This window comes from Micromonospora sp. CPCC 206061 (assembly GCF_036906915.1).
Taxonomy (GTDB): domain Bacteria; phylum Actinomycetota; class Actinomycetes; order Mycobacteriales; family Micromonosporaceae; genus Phytohabitans.
In genome coordinates, this window is record NZ_JBAKHX010000060.1 from 1 (window position 1) to 21,160 (window position 21,160).

Here is a 21,160-nt window from a genome sequence, read left to right on the forward strand (position 1 = left end):
GGGCGCGGTGCGGCGGGCGCGGTGCGGCGGGCGCGGTGCGGCGGGCGCGGTGCGGCGGGCGCTCAGGCGGCGCCGAAGCGGCGCCGATCAAGGAAAAGCGCAGGGATCAAGGGCAAACGCACGCGGATCGGAGATCGAACCACGTGCGTTCGCCCTTGATCGACGGGAGTGGGGGCGGGCGCCGCCGCGGCCGAAGCCGCGGGGCGTTGCCGGTGGCTAGGGGACGCGGCGGTAGGCGCCGTCGCTGGCTGAGGTGGCCATCGAGGCGTACGCGCGCAGGGCCGCGGACACCGGGCGGTGGCGGTCGGCCGGCGTGTACGGGCGCTCGCGCTTTTCCTGTGCCACCCGGCGCGCGTCGAGCACGTCTTCGGGCACGTTCAGCGTGATCGTCCGGGCCGGGATGTCGATGACGATCTCGTCGCCCTCTTCGACCAGGGCGATCAGCCCGCCGCCCGCCGCCTCGGGCGAGATGTGCCCGATCGACAGGCCCGAGGTGCCGCCGGAGAAGCGGCCGTCGGTGATCAGCGCGCACGCCCGGCCGAGGCCGCGTCCCTTGAGGAACGACGTCGGGTACAGCATCTCCTGCATTCCCGGCCCGCCCTTCGGGCCCTCGTACCGGATCACGACGACGTCGCCCGCGTTGATTTTGCCGGCGAGGATGCCGGTGACCGCGTCGTCCTGCGACTCGAAGACGCGCGCGGGCCCCGCGAACCGCCAGACCTCCTCGGGCACCCCGGCGGTCTTGACGACGCAGCCTTCCGGCGCGAGGTTGCCGTGCAGGATGGCGAGGCCGCCGTCGGCGGTGTAGGCGTGTTCCCGGTCGCGGATGCACCCGTTGGCCGCGTCGACGTCGAGCGTGGCCCACCGGTTTTCGGTGGAGAACGGCTCGGTGGTGCGCACCCCGCCGGGGGCGGCGTGGAAGAGCTCGACGGCCTCCGGCTTCGCCGACCCGCCGCGGATGTCCCAGTCGGCCAGCCATTCGTCGAGCGACGGTGAGTGCACCGACCGGACCTCGCGCCGCAGCAACCCGGCCCGGTCGAGCTCGCCGAGGATCGCGGGGATGCCGCCGGCCCGGTGCACGTCCTCCATGTGGTACTTGGGCGAGTTCGGCGCGACCTTGGACAGGCACGGCACCTGCCGGGAGATCGCATCGATGTCGGCGACACCGAAGTCGAGCTCGGCCTCGCGGGCGGCGGCCAGCAGGTGGAGCACGGTGTTGGTGGAGCCGCCCATCGCCACGTCGAGCGCGACGGCGTTCTCGAACGCCGACCGGGACGCGATCGAGCGCGGCAGCACGGAGGCGTCGTCGTTTTCGTACCACTGCTTGGCGATGTCGACGATCAGCTCGCCGGCCCGCTCGAAGAGCGCCTTGCGGGCGGCGTGGGTGGCGAGCGTGGAGCCGTTGCCCGGCAGCGCCAGCCCGATGGCCTCGGTGAGGCAGTTCATCGAGTTGGCGGTGAACATGCCGGAGCAGGAGCCGCAGGTGGGGCATGCGGACCGCTCGATGTCGCCGAGCTGCTCGTCGGTGACCGCGTCGTTGGACGAGGCGATCATGGCGTCGATCAGGTCGATCTTTTCGTGGACGATGCCTTCGATGGCCACCGTCTTGCCGGCCTCCATCGGGCCGCCGGAGACGAAGACCGTGGGGATGTTGAGGCGAAGCGCGGCGATCAGCATGCCCGGCGTGATCTTGTCGCAGTTCGAGATGCAGACGAGCGCGTCGGCGCAGTGGGCGTTGACCATGTATTCGACCGCGTCGGCGATCAGCTCGCGGCTGGGCAGCGAGTACAGCATGCCGCCGTGGCCCATCGCGATGCCGTCGTCGACCGCGATCGTGTTGAACTCGCGGCCCACGCCGCCGGCCGCCTTTATCGAATCGGCGACCAGCCCGCCGAGGTCTTTGAGGTGCACATGCCCGGGTACGAACTGGGTGAAGCTGTTGGCGATGGCGACGATCGGCTTGCCGAAGTCGTCGTCGGTCATGCCGGTGGCACGCCAGAGTGCGCGGGCGCCCGCCATGGTCCGGCCGTGCGTGGAAGTCTTCGACCGCAGTTCAGGCATGTAAACAGTGTGTCACCGCCAGCGCCATCCGCCGAAGAGGCGTCCACCGGGTCCACCAAGCGGGACGGCCCGATTAGGCGGTTAGTGCCAATCCGGGGCGCGTCGCACACCCCGTCCCCCACGGCCCGCTTGACATCCGGCAGCATTGATGCGTGCACCTCCCTACGGTGTTCCAATTTGCCGCGATAACGGGCGCCCTGTTCGGCGTACTCTGCACCGGTTTGCTGCTCTTTTCGGCACTCCGGCACGCGGGTCCGGCGCGGCGCGGTCACCGCTTTCTCGCTGCGGGCGCCGGCGTCACGCTGCTGACCGTCGCGGGCGGCATTGCCTCCAGCCGCGCGGTGGAGGAGCACCTGGTGCACACCCAGTCGAGCCGCACGTCGCTCGGCAACCTGCTTGCTGTCGGAGTCGCCCTGGGCAGCGCGCTGCTGCTGTTGGGGCTGCTGAGCCTGCCGGGTGGCGCCCCGGATCGATCCCGCGCCCTTCGATACCTGCTTGACGCCCTGGTGATCGCGGCCGCGCTGTGGTTCGTCGGCTGCGTCCTGCTGTCCACGCCGACCCTGCTGCTGGGCGACCGCACTCCGTACTGGTGCCGGCCGCTGCTCCTGCCTGCCGCCGTCGCGGCGCTGGCGCTCGGGCTCAGCGTCATGGCCGCGATGCGCGCCCGCCGTCCGCGCGGCCCGCTGGTGGGCGTCGGCGTCGGGATCACCGCCGTGACGATCGCCGGCTCGGCCCTGGCCGGCGGCGTGTGCCAGGGCTGGACGGAGGCCGGCTGGGTCGCGCTGATCGCGATGCCCGCTGGCCTCGGCATGATCGTCTACGCCGCGCGGCGCGCCGACCGCCCGGTCCGGTCGTGGGCCGGCGTCGCCGACGCCGACGACCGCGACGCCGACATGACCCGCCGGGGCGCCGGCTACGCGTTCATCCCGATGGCCGCGATGGCCGCCTCCGCCCTGTACCACCTGCTGCGCGGCGGCGACTTCGGCATGATGCTCATCGTCGCCGGCAGCCTGGAGGGCTTCACCCTGGTCGGCCGGCAGTACTTCGCGCTGCGCGACGTGCAGGGATACGCCGAGCGGCTGCGCGACCGGGAGGCGCACTTCCGTGAGCTGGCGCATACCGACCCGCTGACCGGGCTCGCCAACAGGCGTGGCCTGCTCACCGCCCTGCACGACGAAGACGCCGCCGGCTCGACGGGCGTCCTACTCGCCCTCGACCTGGATGGTTTCAAAAACGTCAACGACATGCGCGGCCACGATGTGGGCGACGCGGTGCTGGTCGAAGTCGGGCAGCGGCTCCGGATGAACCTGCGCCCCGGCGACGTGGCGGCCCGGCTGGGCGGCGACGAGTTCGCCGTGCTGATGTGGGCCCGGCCCAACGAGGCCAAGGGCGCCGCCGCGCGGCTGCTGAAGGTGCTCGGCCGGCCGTACGAGCAGCCGTCCGGCACGGTCTTCCTCTCGGTGAGCATCGGCCTCGCGAGCTGCATGTCCGCGTCCGACGTCGCGACCCTGATGCGCAACGCAGACCTCGCCTTGCGGTCCGCGAAGCAGCACGGGAAAAACCGGGTCGAGCTTTACGACATCGGGTACGACCGGGAGCTGCGCCGGCGCACGACGCTCGAGCACGAGCTGCGCGGCGCGATCGACCGCGACGAGTTGTACCTCCAGTTCCAGCCGGTCGTCATGCTGCCGGAGGTGCGGCCGGTGGGCGCCGAGGCCCTACTGCGCTGGCGCCACCCCGAGCTGGGCACCGTCGGCCCCGACGAATTCATCCCCGTGGCCGAAGAGTGCGGCATGATCGAAAAGCTCGATAGGTGGGTGCTGCACCAGGCCTGCCACCAGCTCTCCCGGTGGCTCGGTGAGGGCCACGACGTCTGGGTATCCGTCAACGTCTCGCCTCGCGAGCTGCACCGCGCGTGCTACGTCGAGCAGGTCAAGGAGGCTCTGCGCGCGCACCGGGTGCCGCCGCAGCGGCTGGTCCTCGAGGTCACCGAGCACGCCGTCGCCACCGACCTCGACGAGATGATCCGCCAGCTGCGTGGGGTGCGCGAGACCGGCGTTCGGATCGCGCTCGACGACTTCGGCGCGGGTTACTCGTCGCTCGGTCAGCTCCGCAACCTGCCCATCGACATCCTGAAGATCGACCACTCGCTGGTGGTCGAGCCGATGATGCGTGTGGTCGTCGAGCTGGGGCACCAGTTCGGGTTGGAGGTGATCGCCGAGGGCATCGAGGAGCAGCACCAGATGGCGATGGTGGTCAAGACGGGCTGCCGGCTCGGCCAGGGATACCTGGCTGGGCGGCCGGTGCTCGCCGAGCACTTCGAGGCGCGAATGCAGTCGCTGGCGCCGGTGATTCCCAACAGTCGCCAGCCGGAAATGCAGATCAATGGCGGTCCCGCGACACTCCCTGCTCAACATGTGAGATCAGTTGACTCATCGGCTGAGATCCGTCAGAGTTAGCCACATGTCGCCGACTCTGTCGTCTCGAGTACTTATCTGAGCGCACTCTCGCAGCCCGAGAGTGCGCTGGCCCCGTGCGTTCCGCACGAGGGCCTTTTTCATGTCCGGACGTTCCTCAGACCCACAGACGACCGCGAACCCTTAAGACGAAGGCTGAACCGCCATGACGAGACCCACACCTGAGACCCTCGCCCACCGTGCCCCATCACCGGCCACCCTCGCGGCTGCGGTCGCGCCGGCCGCGCCGGTAGCTCCGGCCAAGGTCTCCGGAGCCGTCGCGCTCGTCAAGTCGCTCGAGGCCCTCGACGTCGAGGTCATGTTCGGCATTCCGGGCGGCGCGATCCTGCCGGCGTACGACCCTATCTACGACTCGACGGTCCGGCACATCCTGGTGCGCCACGAGCAGGGCGCTGGCCACGCCGCCACCGGATACGCCCAGGCGACCGGGAAGGTCGGCGTCTGCGTCGCCACGTCCGGGCCCGGCGCGACCAACCTGGTGACCCCGATCGCCGACGCGTACATGGACTCGGTGCCGATCGTGGCGATCACCGGCCAGGTGCCGCGGCCGGCGATCGGCACGGACGCCTTCCAGGAGGCGGACATCCAGGGCATCACCCTTCCGATCACCAAGCACAACTACCTCGTGACGACGCCCGAGGAGATCCCGCGGATCCTCGCGGAGGCGTTCCACCTGGCTTCGACCGGCCGGCCCGGCCCGGTGCTGGTCGACATCCCCAAAGACGTGCTCCAGGCGATGACCACATTCACCTGGCCGCCGACGATGGAGCTGCCCGGGTATCGGCCGACGCTGCACCCGCACGGCAAGCAGATCCGCGAGGCTGCCCGGCTGATGACCTCGGCACGCCGGCCTGTCCTGTACGTCGGCGGCGGTGTGCTCAAGGCCGGCGCCACCGACAGCCTGCGCAAGCTGGCCGAGCTGACCGGCATCCCGGTGGTCACCACGCTGATGGCGCGCGGCGCGTTCCCGGATTCGCACCCGCAGCACCTCGGCATGCCGGGCATGCACGGCAGCGTGACGGCGGTGTACGGCCTGCAGAAGGCCGATCTGCTCGTGGCGCTGGGTGCCAGGTTCGACGACCGGGTGACCGGCAAGCTCGACTCGTTCGCGCCGGACGCGGCGATCGTGCACGCCGACATCGACCCGGCCGAGATCGGCAAGAACCGGGCCGCCGACGTGCCGATCGTGGGCGACGCCAAGCACGTCATCGACGAGCTGATCGTCGCGGTGACCACGGAGCAGTCCGGCGGCCGCACCGGCGACCGCACCGAGTGGTGGGCGACGCTCAACGACCTGCGCGAGCGATACCCGCTGGGCTGGGACGAACCGACCGACGGCACGCTCTCGCCGCAGTACGTGATCAAGCGGCTGGGCGAGATCGCCGGGCCGGACGCCCTGTACGTGGCCGGCGTTGGCCAGCACCAGATGTGGGCGTCGCAGTTCATCTCGTACGAGAAGCCGCACACGTGGCTGAACTCCGGCGGCGCCGGCACCATGGGCTACGCCGTGCCCGCTGCGATGGGCGCCAAGGTTGGCAAGCCCGAGGCCACCGTCTGGGCGATCGACGGCGACGGCTGCTTCCAGATGACCAATCAGGAGCTGGCCACCTGCGCCCTGGAGGGCATCCCGATCAAGGTCGCCATCATCAACAACGGCAACCTCGGCATGGTCCGGCAGTGGCAGACGCTCTTCTACAACCAGCGGTACTCCAACACCGATCTGGGCACCCACAAGCACCGCATCCCCGACTTCGTCAAGCTGGCCGAGGCGCTCGGCTGCATCGGGCTGCGCTGCGAGAGCGCGGATGACGTCGACAAGACGATCGAGGCGGCGATGTCGATCAACGACGCCCCCGTCGTGGTCGACTTCGTGGTCGGCAAGGATGCGATGGTGTGGCCGATGGTGGCCGCCGGCACCAGCAACGACGAAATCATGTTCGCCCGCGACATGCGCCCGAGCTTCGACGAGGACGATCTTTAGATGACTAAGCACACGCTCTCCGTTCTGGTGGAGAACAAGCCGGGCATACTGGCCCGGGTCGCGGGCCTGTTCGCCCGTCGCGGGTTCAACATCGACTCGTTGGCCGTCGGGGAGACCGAGCACCCAGAGGTCTCCCGGATGACGATCGTGGTCAACGCGGAGGAGTCGCCGCTGGAGCAGGTGACCAAGCAGCTCAATAAGCTGGTGCACGTGCTCAAGATCGTCGAGCTGGACTCAAACGTCTCGGTCCAGCGCGAGCTGCTCCTGGTCAAGGTCCGGGCCGACCGCCCGGTACGGTCACAGGTGCTGGAGACGGTGAACCTTTTCCGGGCGCGCGTCGTCGACGTCGCCTCGGACACGCTCACCATCGAGGCGACCGGCACCGCCGACAAGCTCGACGCGCTGCTTCGCGACCTCGAACCATACGGAATCAAGGAAATGGTGCAGTCCGGCCTCGTGGCCATCGGCCGCGGCTCACGGTCGATCACCACCGGACCGGCGCTGCGCGCCGCCTGAGAAAGGGAAGAAATGGCCGTCACGGTCTATTACGACGACGACGCCGACCTCGGCATCATCCAAGGCAAGAAGGTCGCGATCATCGGGTACGGCAGCCAGGGCCACGCCCACGCGCTGTCCCTGCGCGACTCGGGTGTCGAGGTGCGGATCGGCCTGCAGGAGGGCTCGAAGAGCCGGCCCAAGGCGCAGGAGCAGGGTCTGGCCGTCGGCACGCCGGCCGAGGTCAGCGAGTGGGCCGACGTCATCATGGTGCTGGCGCCAGACACCGCACAGCGGAAGATCTACGCCGACGAGATCGAGCCCAACCTGACCGCCGGCAAGGCGCTCTTCTTCGGGCACGGGCTCAACATCCGGTACGGCCTGATCGAGCCGCCCGCGAACGTCGACGTGGCCATGGTCGCGCCGAAGGGCCCGGGGCACCTGGTGCGCCGGCAGTACGTGGACGGCAAGGGCGTGCCGTGCCTGGTAGCCGTCGAGCAGGACGCGAGCGGCAGCGCGCTGGCACTGGCCCTGTCGTACGCCAAGGGCATCGGCGGCAGCCGGGCGGGCGTCATCGAGACCACGTTCAAGGAAGAGACCGAGACCGACCTGTTCGGCGAGCAGGCGGTGCTCTGCGGCGGCGCCTCCGCGCTGGTGCAGACCGGTTTCGAGGTGCTCACCGAGGCCGGGTACGCGCCCGAGGTCGCCTACTTCGAGTGCCTGCACGAGCTGAAGCTGATCGTCGACCTCATGTACGAGGGCGGGATCGCGCGGATGCGGTACAGCGTTTCGGACACGGCCGAGTACGGCGACTACACCCGGGGCCCGCGCGTCATCGACTCCCGGGTCAAGGATGAGATGCGCAAGATCCTCGGTGAGATCCAGTCGGGCGAGTTCGCCCGCGAGCTGATCGCCGAGGACGACGCCGGACGGCCGAACTTCACCAAGTACCGCGAGCAGGGTGCCGCGCACCCGATCGAGGAGACCGGCAAGAAGCTGCGCGGGATGATGAGCTGGGTCGACCGGCCCATCACCGAGACCGCCTGACGCACGTCATCCGGGGCGTCCGCGTGCTGCGGGCGCCCCCGATTCCTGGCCGCTTCGTTACCGGCAGATTTCGAGCAGGGGTCAATGCTCGCTAATTCACAAACGGCTACAGGCAACTGATCGGACCCTCAGGTACCGTCGCTCTATGCGGCTGGAGCAATCACACCGGACCGAACGCTTCGGCGCCGTCCGGATTCATGAGCTTCAGCGCGTCATCGAGCTTGACTCGGGCGCGCAACGGGGTGTTGACCTGGGAGGACGTGTCGGCAATAGCCAGCTCGTCGCACCCGGAGCGATCCGCGCCATCGAAGAGGAATTGGTCGTCGTCATTCCATGCATGAATGAGACACGCAGAGTAATTGAGGGCGTGCTCTCCGGAATTCCGCACGACTGCCTCATCATTCTGGTCAGTAACAGCGCACGGCAGCCGGTCGACCGGTACGAGATTGAGGTGCAGAGCCTGGAGCAGTTCTGCCGCCTCGCGGACCGGCCGGCGGTGGCGGTGCACCAACGGGATCCTGGCCTCGCATCGGCCATCAAGGCGGCCGGCCTGCCCGAGCTGATCGACGACGAGGGCCTGGTGCGCACCGGCAAGGGCGAGGCCATGCTGATCGGCATGGCGATGGCCGCCCTCACCGGCCGCAAGTACGTGGGCTACGTCGACGCCGACAACTACGTGCCGGGCGCCGTCAACGAGTACTGCAAGGCGTACGCCGCCGGGCTGCACCTCGCCGAAAGCCCGTACTCGATGGTGCGGATCTCCTGGCACTCCAAGCCGAAGCTGCGCGACGGCCGGCTGTTCTTCAGCCGGCGAGGTCGCAGCTCCGAGATCACCAACATGTTCCTCAACCGGCTGGTGGCCGAGCACAGCGGCTTCGGCACCGAGGTGATCGCCACCGGCAACGCCGGCGAGCACGCGTTCAGCCTCGACCTCGGCCTGCGGATGCGGCTGGCCGGCGGGTTCGCGGTCGAGCCGTTCGAGTACGTGGAACTGTTCGAGCAGTTCGGCGGCCTGCTGCCGGAGGCGGCGGCGCTGCCGGAAGACGTCAAGGCGGTGCCGGTGCTCCAGATCGAGACCCGCAACCCGCACTTCCACGACAACAAGGGCGAGGACCACGTCAAGGGCATGCGGATGCAGGCCCTCAACGTGGTGTACCACTCGCCGGTGTCGCTGCCCGCGGTGCGTGAGGCGATCCTGGAGTTCATGGTCGCGGAGGGCGCGCTGGCGCCTGGGCAGGAGCCGCCGCGCGAGCGGATCTACCCGCCGGTGGGGTCGATGTCGTTCGACACGTTCCTCGACACTCTCAAAGCCGAATCCACTGCGTTCCACCAGATCGAGTGCTCGTTGGACGTGTCGTCCGTCACTTAAGGGAGCTTAAGTCCGACTCTGTGAGGGCACTCACGCCGCGTCGGGAGCGACGCGGGGTCGGCGTACGCCTATCCTCGCGGTGAGGGCGCACCGTGCGAGAGCCGTCCGCTCGCTGGGGAGGCGCAGGGCGCAGAGCGGCGCGCTGTTGCGCGCGCCGCCGTAGCCGACAACCCTACGAGGACAGATGACTCCCGTCGTACTCATCGCCGAAGAACTCGCTCCAGCCGCCATTGACGTGCTCGCGCACGACTTCGATGTACGCCATGTTGACGGAACCGACCGCCCGGCCCTGCTCGCGGCGCTTGCCGAAGCCGACGCCGTGCTCGTGCGCAGCGCGACCCAGATCGACGCCGAGGCCATCGCCGCCGCCCCGCGTCTGAAGGTCGTCGCCCGCGCGGGCGTGGGCCTCGACAACGTCGAGGTGCCCGCCGCCACCGCGCGTGGCGTCATGGTGGTCAACGCGCCCACCTCCAACATCGTCTCCGCCGCCGAGCAGGCCGTCGCCCTGCTGCTCGCCGTCGCTCGCAACACGGCCAGCGCCAGCTCCGCGCTCAAGGCCGGCGAGTGGAAGCGGTCCAAGTACAGCGGCGTCGAGGTGCAGGGCAAGACCGTCGGCGTGGTCGGCCTCGGCCGCATCGGCGTGCTCTTCGCCCAGCGGATGGCCGCGTTCGGCACCCGCCTGATCGCGTACGACCCCTACGTGCAGCCGGCACGCGCCGCTCAGCTGGGCGTTCGCCTCGTCGGCCTGGAGGAGCTGCTGCGGGAGAGCGACTTCATCTCGATCCACCTGCCCAAGACGCCCGAGACCGTCGGCCTCATCGGCGAAAAGGAGCTGACGCTCGTCAAGCCGGGCGTGCGGATCGTCAACGCCGCGCGTGGCGGGCTGATCGACGAGCAGGCACTGGCCGACGCGATCGCCGAGGGCCGCGTCGCCGGCGCCGGCATCGACGTGTACTCGAAGGAGCCCTGCACCGCGTCGCCTCTGTTCGCGTTCGACAACGTGGTGGCCACCCCGCACCTGGGTGCGTCGACCGCTGAGGCGCAGGACAAGGCCGGTCTCTCGGTCGCCAAGAGCGTCAAGCTGGCGTTGCAGGGCGAGTTCGTGCCGGACGCCGTCAACGTGCAGGCCGGTGGCGTGGTCGCCGAAGACGTCCGTCCGCTGCTGCCGCTCGCGGAGAAGCTGGGCAAGGCGTTCACCGCGGTCGCCGGCGGTGTGGCCGCCAACGTGACCGTCGAGGTGCGCGGCGAGGCCGCCGGCAACGACGTTTCGGTGCTCAAGCTCGCCACCACCAAGGGTCTGTTCACCTCGGTGGTCGAGGAGCAGGTCACGTACGTCAACGCGCCGCTGTTCGCCGCGGACCGGGGCGTCGAGGTCGAGCTGGTCACGCACGCCGACTCGGTCGACACCCCGACCCTGGTGACGGTGCGTGGCGCGCTGCCCGACGGCCGCACCGTGACGGTGTCCGGCACCGTCGTGGTGAGCGGCAGCCGCGAGACCATCAAGCTCACCGAGGTCGACGGCTTCGACCTGGAGCTGGGCGCCGACGGCGTGCTGCTGTTCTTCCGGTACGTCGACCGTCCGGGTGTCGTCGGTGCGATCGGTTCGATCCTCGGCGAGTCCGGCGTCAACATCGCCGCGATGCAGGTGGCCCGGCGCGAGGCCGGCGGCGAGGCGCTGATGGCGCTCACCGTCGACGGTGCGGTCGACGCCGAGCTGCTCACCGAGGCCGCCGACGCCATCGGCGCCGTCGCGGCGAGCGCTGCCGATCTGCGCGACGAGTAACCACCCTCCACTGTGATCAAGGCGTCCGTCGGTGCGACGGGCGCCTTGTTCTACTTCACGGGAGTGGGCGGCGGATAGACCGAGCCGTCCTGCAGGTCCAGCAGCATCAGGTTGTGGTGCGCGGCCAGGCGCTCGATGGCTTCGAGCACCTCGTCAGCGCACGAAGGGGTGAGGCACATCGTGACGTGGTCGGTCGCCTTGTGCAGCGGTGCGTCCGCCCAGGGACTGTCCGACAAGGACACGCTGTCGGGGTACTGGGCCGTCAGTTCGACGTAGAAGGCGCCGATCCGACGGTCGACTTCGCCTTCGGCGTGCTCACCTTCGCGGCAGAGCTCATGCGCCGCCCGTACGTCGGCTGGTGTGGCGTTGTTGTCCAGGGCCCACACGACGAGGTCAAAACTCACGCGCAGATATTGCCACCCGGTGAACTTCCGGTGGGGACGCGCCCCGCCGACACGCGTACGGGCGATGCCTTGCGCGGAGTCGGGCCAAATCGATAGCGTGTTCATCCGGTTACGCACCGCGCGGACGTGTCTTCGGGTGACGTGTTCCTCGCAGGTCGTGGCCGGTTCCGTGTGCGCGAGCCACGCGTACGTCGTTGTCGGCCCCCGCGATCACTTGCCGAGATCGCGGGGGCCGATCTACGCCCCTGCCGGTCCCGGCCTTCCGCCGCCGGTCCCGGCCTTCCGCCCGGCCCGGCCTCTCGCCGCCGGTCGCGGCCTTTCTGGCCTCTCGCCGCCGATCAAGGGCAAACGCACGTGCTTTGATCTCCGATCCACGTGCATATGCCCTTGATCGATGCACATCTCCTTGATCGCGGTCTGGCGCCGCTCGCCGGTGAAGCGCGTCAGGGGAGGAGGAGGCGGTAGCCGTCTGGTGTCGGGAACCAGGACAGGCCTGCTGGGCCGGCGGCTACCAGGGCGGTGGCGTAGGCGTCGGCCACCGAGAGGTCCGGGCCCAGGACCGCCGCGACGCCCTGCCGCACCGGCTCGCGGGTGTGCGGGTCGACTACGTGGCCCTGCTGGCCCGTCAGTCCCGATGTGCCGACCGAGCCCTCGGTCATCTCCAGGATCATCGGAGAACGGCTGTGCTCCAACGGGCGGTGGACGGCGATGCGCCATGGGCCGCCGTGGGGCGCGTGTCCGCGTACAGCTAGATCCGCCTCACTGACCACCGCGTAGTCGGAGATCCCGGCGGCGCGCAACCTGGCGCCCGCGCGTTCCACCGCCCATCCCTTCAGCAGGCCGCTGGGGTCGAAGCCGCCGGGCACCGCCCAGGCGTCGAACCAGCCGTCGGTTGCCGCGCGCATCGCGTCGCAGCGCGCGACGATGTCGGCGAGCGGCGCGTACACGTCCGGGGATACCTCGCCGCGGCGCAGCCGCGCGACCAGGCTGGTGCGGCGCAGCGGGCTGTATGTGGCATCGATGGCGCGAAGCTCGGCGACCGCGTCGGCGAGCGCCTCGCTGACGGCCCGGCGGCTCATCGCCTCGGACGCCACCAGCATGAGGGAGAAGTCAGCCGCGGAGGTCTGCACGGCATGCCGGACCACGATGCGGCCGGCCGCGGCGGCGGCCGCGGTGCCGAACGGCCGGTTGCCGGTGCCCGGGAAGCCGAGCCGGAGGTCGGCTCGAGTGCGCCGGTCATTCGTGGTGAAAGTTCGCGTGGTGCGCGAGCGCGGCATGATCTGCTGGATCGCCATGATCTTCACCGTAGGTGAAGATATTGGGGGCGCTATGACCGCCACCTGTGAACTTGCTGTGTCCCGAGCCTTGAGACTCGCGTACCGAAAATCGGGACGGGCGATTAACGTTCGCTCAGCACAATCGGCGGACAAGAGGAGTTTACGGTGACACGCATCGCGGTCGTGGCCGGTGACGGGATCGGCACCGAGGTGGTCGCTCAGGCCCGCAAGGTGATCGACGCGGTGTTGCCGGGAGTGAACGCGACCGAGTACGACCTCGGGGCGAGCCTCTACAACCGGACCGGCGAGGTGCTGCCCGATTCGGTGCTCAGCGAGCTCGCCGTGCACGACGCGATCCTGCTCGGTGCGATCGGCGACCCGTCGGTGCCGCCGGGCGTGCTGGAGCGCGGGCTGCTGCTGAAGCTGCGGTTCGTGTTCGACCAGTACGTCAACCTGCGGCCCGCGCGGCTGTGGCCGGGCACGTCGAGCCCGCTCGCGCAGGTCAAGGCCGGCGAGATCGACTTCGTGGTCGTCCGCGAGGGCACCGAGGGCCTGTACGCGGGCGCCGGCGGCACGCTGCACCGCGACACCCCCGCCGAGATCGCCACCGAGGAGAGCCTCAACACGCGGCACGGCGTCGAGCGGGTCATCCGCGACGCGTTCGCGCGGGCGCAGCGCCGAGAGCGGCGCAAGGTCACGCTCGTGCACAAGACCAACGTGCTCGCGCACGCGGGCTCGCTGTGGTCGCGCACGTTCGAGGCGGTGCGAGCCGAGTTCCCCGACGTGGAGACGGAGTACCAGCACGTCGACGCGATGGCGATGTTCCTCGTGACCCAGCCGCAGCGGTACGACGTCGTGGTGACCGACAACCTTTTCGGCGACATCCTCACCGACATCGCGGCCGCCGTCACCGGGGGCATCGGCCTCGCGGCGACCGGCTCGATCAACCCCGAGCGGCGGTTCCCATCGACGTTCGAGCCGGTGCACGGCTCCGCGCCGGACATCGCCGGCAAAGGCATCGCCGACCCGGTCGCGGCGGTGCTGTCCGCGTCGCTTCTGCTCGACCACCTGGGCCACGCGGAGGAGTCCCGCCGCGTGGTCGAGGCCGTCGCGGTCGAGCTCGCGTCGCGCGCGCCGGGTGCTCCTGTACGAACCGAAGAGGTCGGCGACCGGCTGGCCACGCACGCGTCGGCCTGACCGTCGGTTAACGACCGTTCGGGGTATCCTGCAAGCCCGTAGCCTTTTGGAGGGCAGTGCAATGAGCGGTGGTGACAAGCTCGACTTCGAGATTCATCCGAATCCGCAGCCGGTATCCGCCGCTGAGCGCGCCGCGTTGCTGGCCAATCCCGGGTTCGGGCGCATCTTCACCGACCACATGGTCACGATCCGGTACGCGGACGGCAAAGGGTGGTACGACGCTCGCGTCGAGGCCCGCGCGCCGATCCCGATGGACCCGGCGACGGCCGTCCTGCACTACGCCCAGGAGATCTTCGAAGGGCTCAAGGCCTACCACGCCGCTGACGGTGGCGTGACCATGTTCCGGCCGGACGCCAACGCCCGCCGGTTCAACGCCTCCGCCGAGCGCATGTCGATGGCGCAGCTGCCCGAGCAGGTCTTCCTCGACTCGTTGCACCGGATCATCGACGTCGACCGGGAGTGGATCCCCACCGCCGCCGAGGGCAGCCTGTACCTGCGGCCGTTCATGTTCGCCACCGAGGTGTTCCTCGGCGTGCGGCCGGCGCAGGAGTACCTGTACGTGCTGATCGCCTCGCCGGTGGGCTCGTACTTCTCCGGCGGCGTGCAGCCGGTGACACTGTGGGTGTCGCAGGAGTACACGCGGGCGGCGCCCGGTGGCACCGGCGCGGCCAAATGCGGCGGCAACTACGCGGCGTCTCTCGCCGCCCAGGCCGAGGCGATCGAGCACGGCTGCGACCAGGTGGTGTTCCTCGACGCGGTGCACCGCAAGTACGTCGACGAGCTCGGCGGCATGAACGTCTTCTTCGTGTACGACGACGGCACGCTAGTGACGCCGCCGCTGACCGGCTCGATCCTGCCCGGCATCACGCGCGAATCGGTGATCACGCTGGCGCGGGCAGCGGGGCACACCGTCCACGAGCGGCCGGTCAGCATCGACGACTGGCGAGCGGACGCGGCTAGCGGAAAGCTGCGCGAGGTGTTCGCGTGCGGGACGGCGGCCGTGATTACACCGATCGGTGTGGTGCGCACGCCTGATGGGGAGATCGTCGCGGGTGACGGTGGTGGCGGCGAGGTGACGATGGGGCTGCGCCAGCAGCTGGTCGACATCCAGCGTGGCCGCGCTGACGACCCGTACGGCTGGGTCCACCGCGTCCTCTAGCGCGCCCGTTCCTCGCCTTTCCCGGCGTCCCGGCCTTTCCCGGCGTCCCGGCCTTTCCCGGCGTCCCGGCCTTTCCCGGCGTCTTCCGTCGATCAAGGGCAAACGCACGCGGAAAAGAGATCAAACCACGTGCGTTTGCCCTTGATCGACGGAAAGGGGCGGCGCGGGCGCGCCGGCCGCGGCCGGCGGGGCCGGCGGGGAGAGCGGGGCCGGCGGGGAGAGCGGGGCCGGCGGGGCCGGCGGGGAGAGCGGGGCCGGCGGGGCCGGCGGGGCCGGCGGGGAGAGCGGGGAGAGCGGGGAGAGCGGCGGTGTGGGCGTGTCGGTTGGGGTTAGGAGATGGGTGCGGAGGGCGTCGAGGTGGTCGGGCTTCAGGCCGGCGGCCAGCAGGTAGCCCTCTGCCGAGCCGTGACGGTCGCGCAGGTCCGTGAGGAACAGGAGCATCGCCTCGGCGGGCGAGGAGTAGTACGGCTTGGGGAATTCCCGCCGCAACGCACCCTTCGCCCGCAACCATGCCGTGAACCGCTCGGACGCCGCCGTCGTCAGCGCGTAGTCGGTCGCGATGTCCTCGTCGCTCACGCCCAGCACCGACAGGGTCAGCGCGCACACCACACCCGTGCGGTCCTTGCCGGCCACGCAGTGCACCACGACCGGTGCCGCCTCCGCATCGGCGATCACACCAACGGCTGTCGCGATCCCCGCCGCGCCCTGCTCGACCAGGTCGTTGTACCGGTTGGCCAGGTAGCGGGCCACCCCGATGCGCTCCTCGTACGGGATCTCGTCCCAGTCCTGGTGCTCGGGGTGGATGTGGTGGTAGCCGAGCCCGTCGTACGCCGGCACCCGCCCGTCTCGCCGCACCTCGTGCGGACGGCGCAGGTCGATCACGGTGCGCACGCCGAGCGCCTCGAACGCCGCCTGGTCCGCCCCGTTCAGGCGGCTGAGCGAGTCGGACCGGAAGAGCCGGCGCCAGCGCACTGTCCGCCCGTCGTGTCCGGCGTACCCGCCGACGTCGCGAAAGTTGAAGATTTCGGAGAACGACAGCGCCCGGTCCACGCCTGTCACGGTACCGCGCATGATCAAGGCGCCCCAGGGGGCGCCTTGACCGTTGGCTTCGGTTACCGGGGCTCGCCGTAGTACGAGCCGAGCTTGTCCCGGTACACGGGCTCGGCGTACGTCTGTTCGTCGAACTCCGGAGCCGACTTGATCTCGCTCTTGCTCCGGTCGGCGTACACCTTGCGGTCGTCGTGGTCGACGTGGTTGATCAGACCCGCCGGCAGCATGACCTTCTTACCGAAGATCCACGGCCCGGTGTCGACGACCAGGTAGCTGGAGTTGACCTCGTAGCTGCATCGGTCGACCTTGCCGATGCCGCCGTCGGTCGCCTCGACCTTGTACCCAATCAGGTCAGCGCCGTTGACGCCGGCCTCGTCTCGATAGGTCCACGGGTCGAAGGGCTGGTATGGGGTGTCCACGGCTATCACTCCTTCCGGGTTCAGGAATACCCCGGATTGACAGTGACCTAACCCACCTGATATCCCGCGATGTGGACCGAGCTTCCGGCGAACGCGGCGCGAGTGGCAGAATACGCGGCGTGACACGTCTTGCCCTCATTATTGGCACCTAGCGCGCCGGCACCCCTCACGCCGAGCGCGCAGACCTCCCGCGACCGCGGGGGGTCTTTTTGTTGGTAGTGAAAGGAAAGCACGATGACCTACCAGGTGTACGACACGACGCTGCGCGACGGGGCACAGCGTGAGGGGATCAGCTACTCGGTCGTGGACAAGCTCGCGGTGGCCAGGCTGCTGGACGAGTTCGGCGTCGGTTTCATCGAGGGCGGGTGGCCGGGAGCGATGCCGAAGGACACCGAGTTCTTCTCCAGAGCCCGGACCGAGCTGAACCTGAAGCACGCGGTGCTGGTCGCGTTCGGCGCCACCCGCAAGGCCGGCGTCGCCGTGGCCGCTGACCCGCAGGTACGTGCCCTGCTGGACGCCGAGACGCCTGCCGTGTGCCTGGTAGCGAAGTCCGACATCCGCCACGTCACGCGCGCGCTGCGCACCACCGGCGACGAGAACCTGGCGATGGTGCGTGACAGCGTCGCGCACTTCGTCGCCGAGGGCCGCCGGGTCTTCCTCGACTGCGAGCACTTCTTCGACGGGTACCGCTTCGACCCGGCGTACACCTCCTCTGTCGTCGCGACGGCGCTGGAGGCCGGCGCGGAGGTCGTCGTGATGTGCGACACGAACGGCGGCATGCTGCCGTCGCGGATCACCGCCGCGATCACCGAGCTGACAGAGCGCCTCGGACACATCGTGGATGGCCCAGTCCCCGATCGTCTTGGTATCCACTGCCAGAACGACACCTCCTGCGCGGTCGCCAACACCGTCGCCGCCGTCGAGGCCGGCGTGAAGCACTTCCAGTGCACGGCCAACGGGTACGGCGAGCGGCCCGGCAACGCCGACCTCTTCGCCGTCGTCGGCAACCTGCAACTCAAGCTCGGGCTGCCCGTCCTACCGGACGGCTGCCTGGAACAGATGGTGCGCGTCTCGCACGCCATCGCGGAGATCGCCAACATCGCCCCCGACACCCACCAGGCCTATGTCGGGGCCGCGGCGTTCGCTCACAAGGCGGGGCTGCACGCGAGCGCGATCAAGGTGGACCCGGTGCTCTACAACCACGTGGACCCGACCATCGTCGGCAACGACATGCGCATCCTGGTAACGGAGATGGCCGGCCGGGCCAGCATCGAGCTCAAGAGCCGCGAGCTCGGTATCGACCTGGCCGGCCATCCCGAAGCCCTCGGCCGCGTCACCAACCGGGTCAAGGAACTGGAGGCGGGCGGCTGGTCGTTCGAGGCGGCGGACGCGTCCTTCGAGCTGCTGGTCCGCGGTGAGCTGCCGGGTGAGGGGCCGGTACGCCCCTTCACGCTGGAGTCCTACCGGGTCCAGGTCGAGCACCGCGAGGACGGCGCGGTCGTCTCCGAGGCCACCGTGAAGGTCCGGGTACGGGGTGAGCGCGTCATCGCCACCGCTGAGGGGAACGGACCGGTCAACGCTCTCGACGAGGCGCTGCGGGTGGCGCTGTCGAGGCACTATCCGGAGCTGGCGTCGTTCGAGCTGGCCGACTACAAGGTGCGCATCCTGGAAGGCAGCCACGGCACCGGCGCGGTTACGCGGGTGCTGGTGGAGACCATCGATGGCAGCGGCCGAGACTGGACGACGGTGGGCGTACACGAAAACGTGGTCGAGGCCAGCTGGCACGCCCTCGTAGACGCGCTGACCTACGGCCTGTCCCGCTCACCCGTGACGACCCGTTAACCACTCTCAATCTCCTCCGCGCGGCGAGCTACGGTCCAAAGCATGAAGCTCGGCATCGGCCTTCCGAACGCCCCGGCACATCCCCGGACCCGCCCTCGTCGACTGGGCACGCCGCGCGGAGGAGCGCGACTTAGCGCCCTCGCCCCGATCGACCGTCTCGCATCGGGCTCTTCACCCGAGCAGACCGAGCTGATGTTCATCCCGACAGTGGCCTCAGTGGACGAAGTCGACCGGCTGGCCGACGCGGTGAAGTGAGCCATGGACGAGACCGAGGCACGGCAACGGTTCGCCGCCGCACGCGTGGCGACACTCGCCACGGTGAGCAGCGGTGGCGCACCACCGCACCACGCGCCGAATCTCGTGCCGGTCGTCTTCGCCGTCGAGGGCGACACACTGTGGACGGCCACGGACGCCAAGCCCAAGCGGGGTGGCGCGCTGCGCCGGTACGCCAACGTGCGCACCAACCCGGCGGTGGGCCTGCTCGTCCAGCACTGGGACGAGGACTGGTCGGCCCTCTGGTGGGTACGCGCGGACGGGCTTGCCGTGGTCCACGAGGCGCCCGCCACGGTGGCGCACGCGGTGCGGCTGCTGCGCGCCAAGTATCGGCAGTACGGCGAGGTCGACGTGGACGGGCCGGTCCTGGAGGTCGCTGTGCACCGTTGGCGCGGCTGGCCGTAACAGGGGAAAATACCCGCGTGGACCTCGGCGATACCGACTCGACGGTGACAGTGCTGGCCGGCCTGGCCATCGTCGTTGGCATCGCCGGCGTCATCGTGCCGGTCCTGCCGGGCCTGCTGCTGTGCTGGGCCGGCGTGCTCGCCTGGGCGGTGCTCGGCGAGGGCGGCTGGGGCAAGTGGGTGGTGCTGGCGTTCGCCACGCTGCTCGCGTTCGCCGGCACGCTGGTCAAGTACCTGTGGCCGGGGCGCAAGCTGAAACGTGCCGGCGTGCCCAACACCACCCTGCTCGCCGGCGGCGCGCTGGGGCTGGCCGGCTTCTTCCTCGTGCCGCTCGTCGGCCTGATCGCCGGTTTCGTGCTCGGCGTGTGGCTCGCCGAACGGGCCCGGCTCGGCGACTCGGGGCAGGCGTGGCCGTCGACGAAGCACGCGCTCAAGGCGGTCGGCCTCAGCATGGTGATCGAGCTGTGCGCCGCGCTCGGCATCGCCGGCGCCTGGCTGATCGGCCTGGCGACGGTCTAGGCGAGCGTCACCGACTCCCCGACGGGGATGCGCGCGTACTCGGTGCCGCCCTTCATGTCGAGCCACCGGTCGACGTTCTGCTCGCCGCGCTCGCTCAGCATCGCGTCGTGGATCGAGAACGCCCGCCGAGGCTTGACCGCACGGACGAATTCCAGCGCCTCGGCGAGCTTGAGCCACGGCGCGGACGTGGGCACGAGCAGCGTCTCCACGGGTACGTCGGGCACGAAGACCGAGTCACCGGGGTGGTAGACGCCGTCGATGACATAGCCGACATTGGCGCAGCCGGGCAGGCCCTCGAAGATCTCGGCATGCGCACCGCCGACCACGCGTACCTGGTATCCCGCCGCCTCGAACGTGTCGCCGGGCGAGACCGCGGTGACGCCGTCGAGTTGCTCCGCGACCGCCGCTGGCGCGTACACGGGCAGCGACGGGTTCGTCGAGCGCGCGGCGGCCAGCCGGTCGGCGTCGATGTGGTCGGCGTGCTCGTGCGTGACGAGCACCGCTGAGGCATCGACGAACGCCTCGTCTTCCGACCACGTGCCAGGGTCGATCAGCAGCTGGCCGCCGTCGCGCTCTAGGCGCACACAGGCGTGTGTGTACTTGATCAAACGCATAGGTTCGACCCTAGCGCCTCAGCGAACGAGCGTGACCTTCCCCGTGTCGAGGTCGTACCGGGCGCCGACCACGGCCAGCTCGCCGGCCTCGACCTTTTCCCGCACGATGTCGCTGCCGTCCACCAGCGCCCGTGCCTGGGCCTTGATGTTCGCCACGACGGAGTTTTCGACCTTGTCGCCGCTCTGATCCAGAACGGGCGTGACGATCGGCCGGAGCGCCTCGACGATCGCACCGATGTGACCGGGGGCTGTGCCGCCGCTCTCGATCGCCTCGACGGTCGCCGAAACAGCGCCGCACCGCTCGTGGCCGAGCACGAGCAGCAGCGGCGGCGCGAAGTGCTCGACCGCGTACTCGATGCTGCCGAAGAGCAGGTCGTCGACGATGTTGCCGGCCACCCGGTTGTCGAAGATGTCGCCGAGGCCCTGGTCGAAGAGCACCTCCGGCGACACGCGGGAGTCGGCGCAGCCCAGCGTGATGACGAACGGGTCCTGGCCGGCGGCGAGCTCGTGCAGGCGCTGGAGGGACTGGTGGGGATGGCGGGAGTGGCCCGTGATGAAGCGATGGTTGCCCGACAGCAGCCGGTGGATGGCGGCGGCCGCGGTCTCGGGGATGGGTTCGGTGGCGGTGGCGGTGGCGGCGGATGCGGCAGTCGGGCGGGCAGCCAGCCCGACGGCTCCTGCGACCAGACCGCTGGCGGCGAGCAAGGCCCGTCGCTGCACAGCTCTGTGCTGCACGGATGTCTCCTAGGGTTGAGAACCGCTCAGGTCCGCCGGAGATGGTCCTCCCGC

At 69.8% G+C, this 21,160-nt stretch carries 18 protein-coding genes and 1 pseudogene; 12 read left to right on the forward strand and 7 right to left on the reverse strand.

All coding sequences use genetic code 11. From position 1 onward, the window contains the following. Positions 1 to 216: 216 nt before the first annotated feature. Positions 217 to 2,061, reverse strand: coding sequence for a dihydroxy-acid dehydratase (gene ilvD / locus V6V89_RS29715; protein WP_334622793.1), 1,845 nt, complete (start codon positions 2,059 to 2,061; stop codon positions 217 to 219). A gap of 152 nt (positions 2,062 to 2,213) precedes the next feature. On the opposite strand from ilvD, the gene V6V89_RS29720 reads away from it, so the two are divergent. The 6 genes from V6V89_RS29720 to serA all read left to right on the forward strand — a co-directional run bounded on the left by V6V89_RS29720 (position 2,214) and on the right by serA (position 11,213). Then, the gene (locus tag V6V89_RS29720) at positions 2,214 to 4,520 is read left to right on the forward strand and encodes a putative bifunctional diguanylate cyclase/phosphodiesterase (protein ID WP_334622794.1); all 2,307 of its coding nucleotides are present in this window, start codon (positions 2,214 to 2,216) and stop codon (positions 4,518 to 4,520) included. A 163-nt stretch (positions 4,521 to 4,683) separates the two neighbouring features. Beyond that, positions 4,684 to 6,519, forward strand: coding sequence for an acetolactate synthase large subunit (locus V6V89_RS29725; RefSeq protein WP_334622795.1), 1,836 nt, complete (start codon positions 4,684 to 4,686; stop codon positions 6,517 to 6,519). Next, complete coding sequence (gene ilvN / locus V6V89_RS29730; RefSeq protein WP_334622796.1) at positions 6,520 to 7,035, forward strand: acetolactate synthase small subunit; 516 nt, start codon at positions 6,520 to 6,522, stop codon at positions 7,033 to 7,035. Positions 7,036 to 7,047: 12 nt separating this feature from the next. Beyond that, positions 7,048 to 8,061 (forward strand): ketol-acid reductoisomerase, encoded by a 1,014-nt coding sequence (gene ilvC, locus V6V89_RS29735; RefSeq protein WP_334622797.1) that lies wholly within the window; start codon positions 7,048 to 7,050, stop codon positions 8,059 to 8,061. 145 nt (positions 8,062 to 8,206) lie between these two features. Next, positions 8,207 to 9,430 carry a mannosyl-3-phosphoglycerate synthase gene (gene mpgS / locus V6V89_RS29740; RefSeq protein WP_334622799.1) on the forward strand — a complete coding sequence of 408 codons (1,224 nt, stop codon included), beginning with the start codon at positions 8,207 to 8,209 and terminating at the stop codon, positions 9,428 to 9,430. A 184-nt stretch (positions 9,431 to 9,614) separates the two neighbouring features. Further along, entirely contained in the window at positions 9,615 to 11,213 is a 1,599-nt protein-coding gene (gene serA / locus V6V89_RS29745) for a phosphoglycerate dehydrogenase (RefSeq protein WP_334622801.1), read from the forward strand. 50 nt (positions 11,214 to 11,263) lie between these two features. Here serA and V6V89_RS29750 read toward each other — a convergent pair whose 3' ends face one another. Next, positions 11,264 to 11,617, reverse strand: a complete 354-nt coding sequence (locus V6V89_RS29750) for a hypothetical protein (RefSeq protein ID WP_334622842.1) — start codon at positions 11,615 to 11,617, stop codon at positions 11,264 to 11,266. Positions 11,618 to 12,060: 443 nt separating this feature from the next. Further along, the gene (locus V6V89_RS29755; RefSeq protein WP_442935246.1) at positions 12,061 to 12,894 is read right to left on the reverse strand and encodes an FAD:protein FMN transferase; all 834 of its coding nucleotides are present in this window, start codon (positions 12,892 to 12,894) and stop codon (positions 12,061 to 12,063) included. 165 nt (positions 12,895 to 13,059) lie between these two features. Here V6V89_RS29755 and V6V89_RS29760 point away from each other — a divergent pair, with 165 nt between their 5' ends. Together V6V89_RS29760 and V6V89_RS29765 are read left to right on the forward strand one after the other, a co-directional pair. Beyond that, complete coding sequence (locus V6V89_RS29760) at positions 13,060 to 14,091, forward strand: 3-isopropylmalate dehydrogenase (RefSeq protein ID WP_334622803.1); 1,032 nt, start codon at positions 13,060 to 13,062, stop codon at positions 14,089 to 14,091. A 61-nt stretch (positions 14,092 to 14,152) separates the two neighbouring features. Beyond that, a complete protein-coding gene (locus tag V6V89_RS29765; protein WP_334622804.1) occupies positions 14,153 to 15,250 on the forward strand; it encodes a branched-chain amino acid aminotransferase in 1,098 nt (365 codons plus the stop codon). Between the two features lie 330 nt (positions 15,251 to 15,580). Here the strand turns inward: V6V89_RS29765 and V6V89_RS29770 are convergent. Continuing rightward, positions 15,581 to 16,321 (reverse strand): annotated as a pseudogene (locus V6V89_RS29770) (tyrosine-protein phosphatase); the annotation flags it as partial. Positions 16,322 to 16,362: 41 nt separating this feature from the next. Continuing rightward, positions 16,363 to 16,743, reverse strand: a complete 381-nt coding sequence (locus V6V89_RS29775; protein WP_334622843.1) for a PRC-barrel domain containing protein — start codon at positions 16,741 to 16,743, stop codon at positions 16,363 to 16,365. Positions 16,744 to 16,953: 210 nt separating this feature from the next. Here V6V89_RS29775 and cimA point away from each other — a divergent pair, with 210 nt between their 5' ends. Genes cimA through V6V89_RS29795 form a run of 4 tightly spaced genes read left to right on the forward strand, consistent with a single transcriptional unit; the run spans position 16,954 to position 19,757 of the window. Next, positions 16,954 to 18,561, forward strand: a complete 1,608-nt coding sequence (gene cimA, locus V6V89_RS29780; RefSeq protein WP_334622805.1) for a citramalate synthase — start codon at positions 16,954 to 16,956, stop codon at positions 18,559 to 18,561. A 42-nt stretch (positions 18,562 to 18,603) separates the two neighbouring features. Further along, on the forward strand, positions 18,604 to 18,816 hold the full coding sequence (locus tag V6V89_RS29785) for a hypothetical protein (RefSeq protein ID WP_334622806.1): 213 nt from the start codon (positions 18,604 to 18,606) through the stop codon (positions 18,814 to 18,816). Between the two features lie 3 nt (positions 18,817 to 18,819). Next, positions 18,820 to 19,239, forward strand: coding sequence for a TIGR03668 family PPOX class F420-dependent oxidoreductase (locus tag V6V89_RS29790; RefSeq protein WP_334622807.1), 420 nt, complete (start codon positions 18,820 to 18,822; stop codon positions 19,237 to 19,239). A 17-nt stretch (positions 19,240 to 19,256) separates the two neighbouring features. After that, positions 19,257 to 19,757: a DUF456 domain-containing protein gene (locus V6V89_RS29795; protein WP_334622808.1), complete on the forward strand. Its 501-nt coding sequence runs from the start codon at positions 19,257 to 19,259 to the stop codon at positions 19,755 to 19,757. Here V6V89_RS29795 and V6V89_RS29800 read toward each other — a convergent pair. Beyond that, positions 19,754 to 20,371: an MBL fold metallo-hydrolase gene (locus V6V89_RS29800; RefSeq protein ID WP_334622809.1), complete on the reverse strand. Its 618-nt coding sequence runs from the start codon at positions 20,369 to 20,371 to the stop codon at positions 19,754 to 19,756. The two genes, V6V89_RS29795 and V6V89_RS29800, sit on opposite strands and share 4 nt — an antisense overlap. Before the next feature lie 18 nt (positions 20,372 to 20,389). Beyond that, complete coding sequence (locus tag V6V89_RS29805; protein WP_334622811.1) at positions 20,390 to 21,106, reverse strand: carbonic anhydrase; 717 nt, start codon at positions 21,104 to 21,106, stop codon at positions 20,390 to 20,392. Positions 21,107 to 21,160: the final 54 nt, after the last annotated feature.

Excerpts from the sequence above, each read along its gene's own strand:
- ilvN (WP_334622796.1), top strand. The coding sequence starts at position 6,520 with ATGACTAAGCACACGCTCTCCGTTCTGGTGGAGAACAAGCCGGGCATA.
- V6V89_RS29790 (WP_334622807.1), top strand. The coding sequence starts at position 18,820 with ATGGACGAGACCGAGGCACGGCAACGGTTCGCCGCCGCACGCGTGGCG.
- mpgS (WP_334622799.1), top strand. The coding sequence starts at position 8,207 with ATGCGGCTGGAGCAATCACACCGGACCGAACGCTTCGGCGCCGTCCGG.
- ilvD (WP_334622793.1), bottom strand. The coding sequence starts at position 2,061 with ATGCCTGAACTGCGGTCGAAGACTTCCACGCACGGCCGGACCATGGCG.
- V6V89_RS29765 (WP_334622804.1), top strand. The coding sequence starts at position 14,153 with ATGAGCGGTGGTGACAAGCTCGACTTCGAGATTCATCCGAATCCGCAG.
- ilvC (WP_334622797.1), top strand. The coding sequence starts at position 7,048 with ATGGCCGTCACGGTCTATTACGACGACGACGCCGACCTCGGCATCATC.
- V6V89_RS29755 (WP_442935246.1), bottom strand. The coding sequence starts at position 12,894 with ATGCCGCGCTCGCGCACCACGCGAACTTTCACCACGAATGACCGGCGC.
- V6V89_RS29785 (WP_334622806.1), top strand. The coding sequence starts at position 18,604 with ATGAAGCTCGGCATCGGCCTTCCGAACGCCCCGGCACATCCCCGGACC.
- cimA (WP_334622805.1), top strand. The coding sequence starts at position 16,954 with ATGACCTACCAGGTGTACGACACGACGCTGCGCGACGGGGCACAGCGT.
- serA (WP_334622801.1), top strand. The coding sequence starts at position 9,615 with ATGACTCCCGTCGTACTCATCGCCGAAGAACTCGCTCCAGCCGCCATT.
- V6V89_RS29725 (WP_334622795.1), top strand. The coding sequence starts at position 4,684 with ATGACGAGACCCACACCTGAGACCCTCGCCCACCGTGCCCCATCACCG.
- V6V89_RS29800 (WP_334622809.1), bottom strand. The coding sequence starts at position 20,371 with ATGCGTTTGATCAAGTACACACACGCCTGTGTGCGCCTAGAGCGCGAC.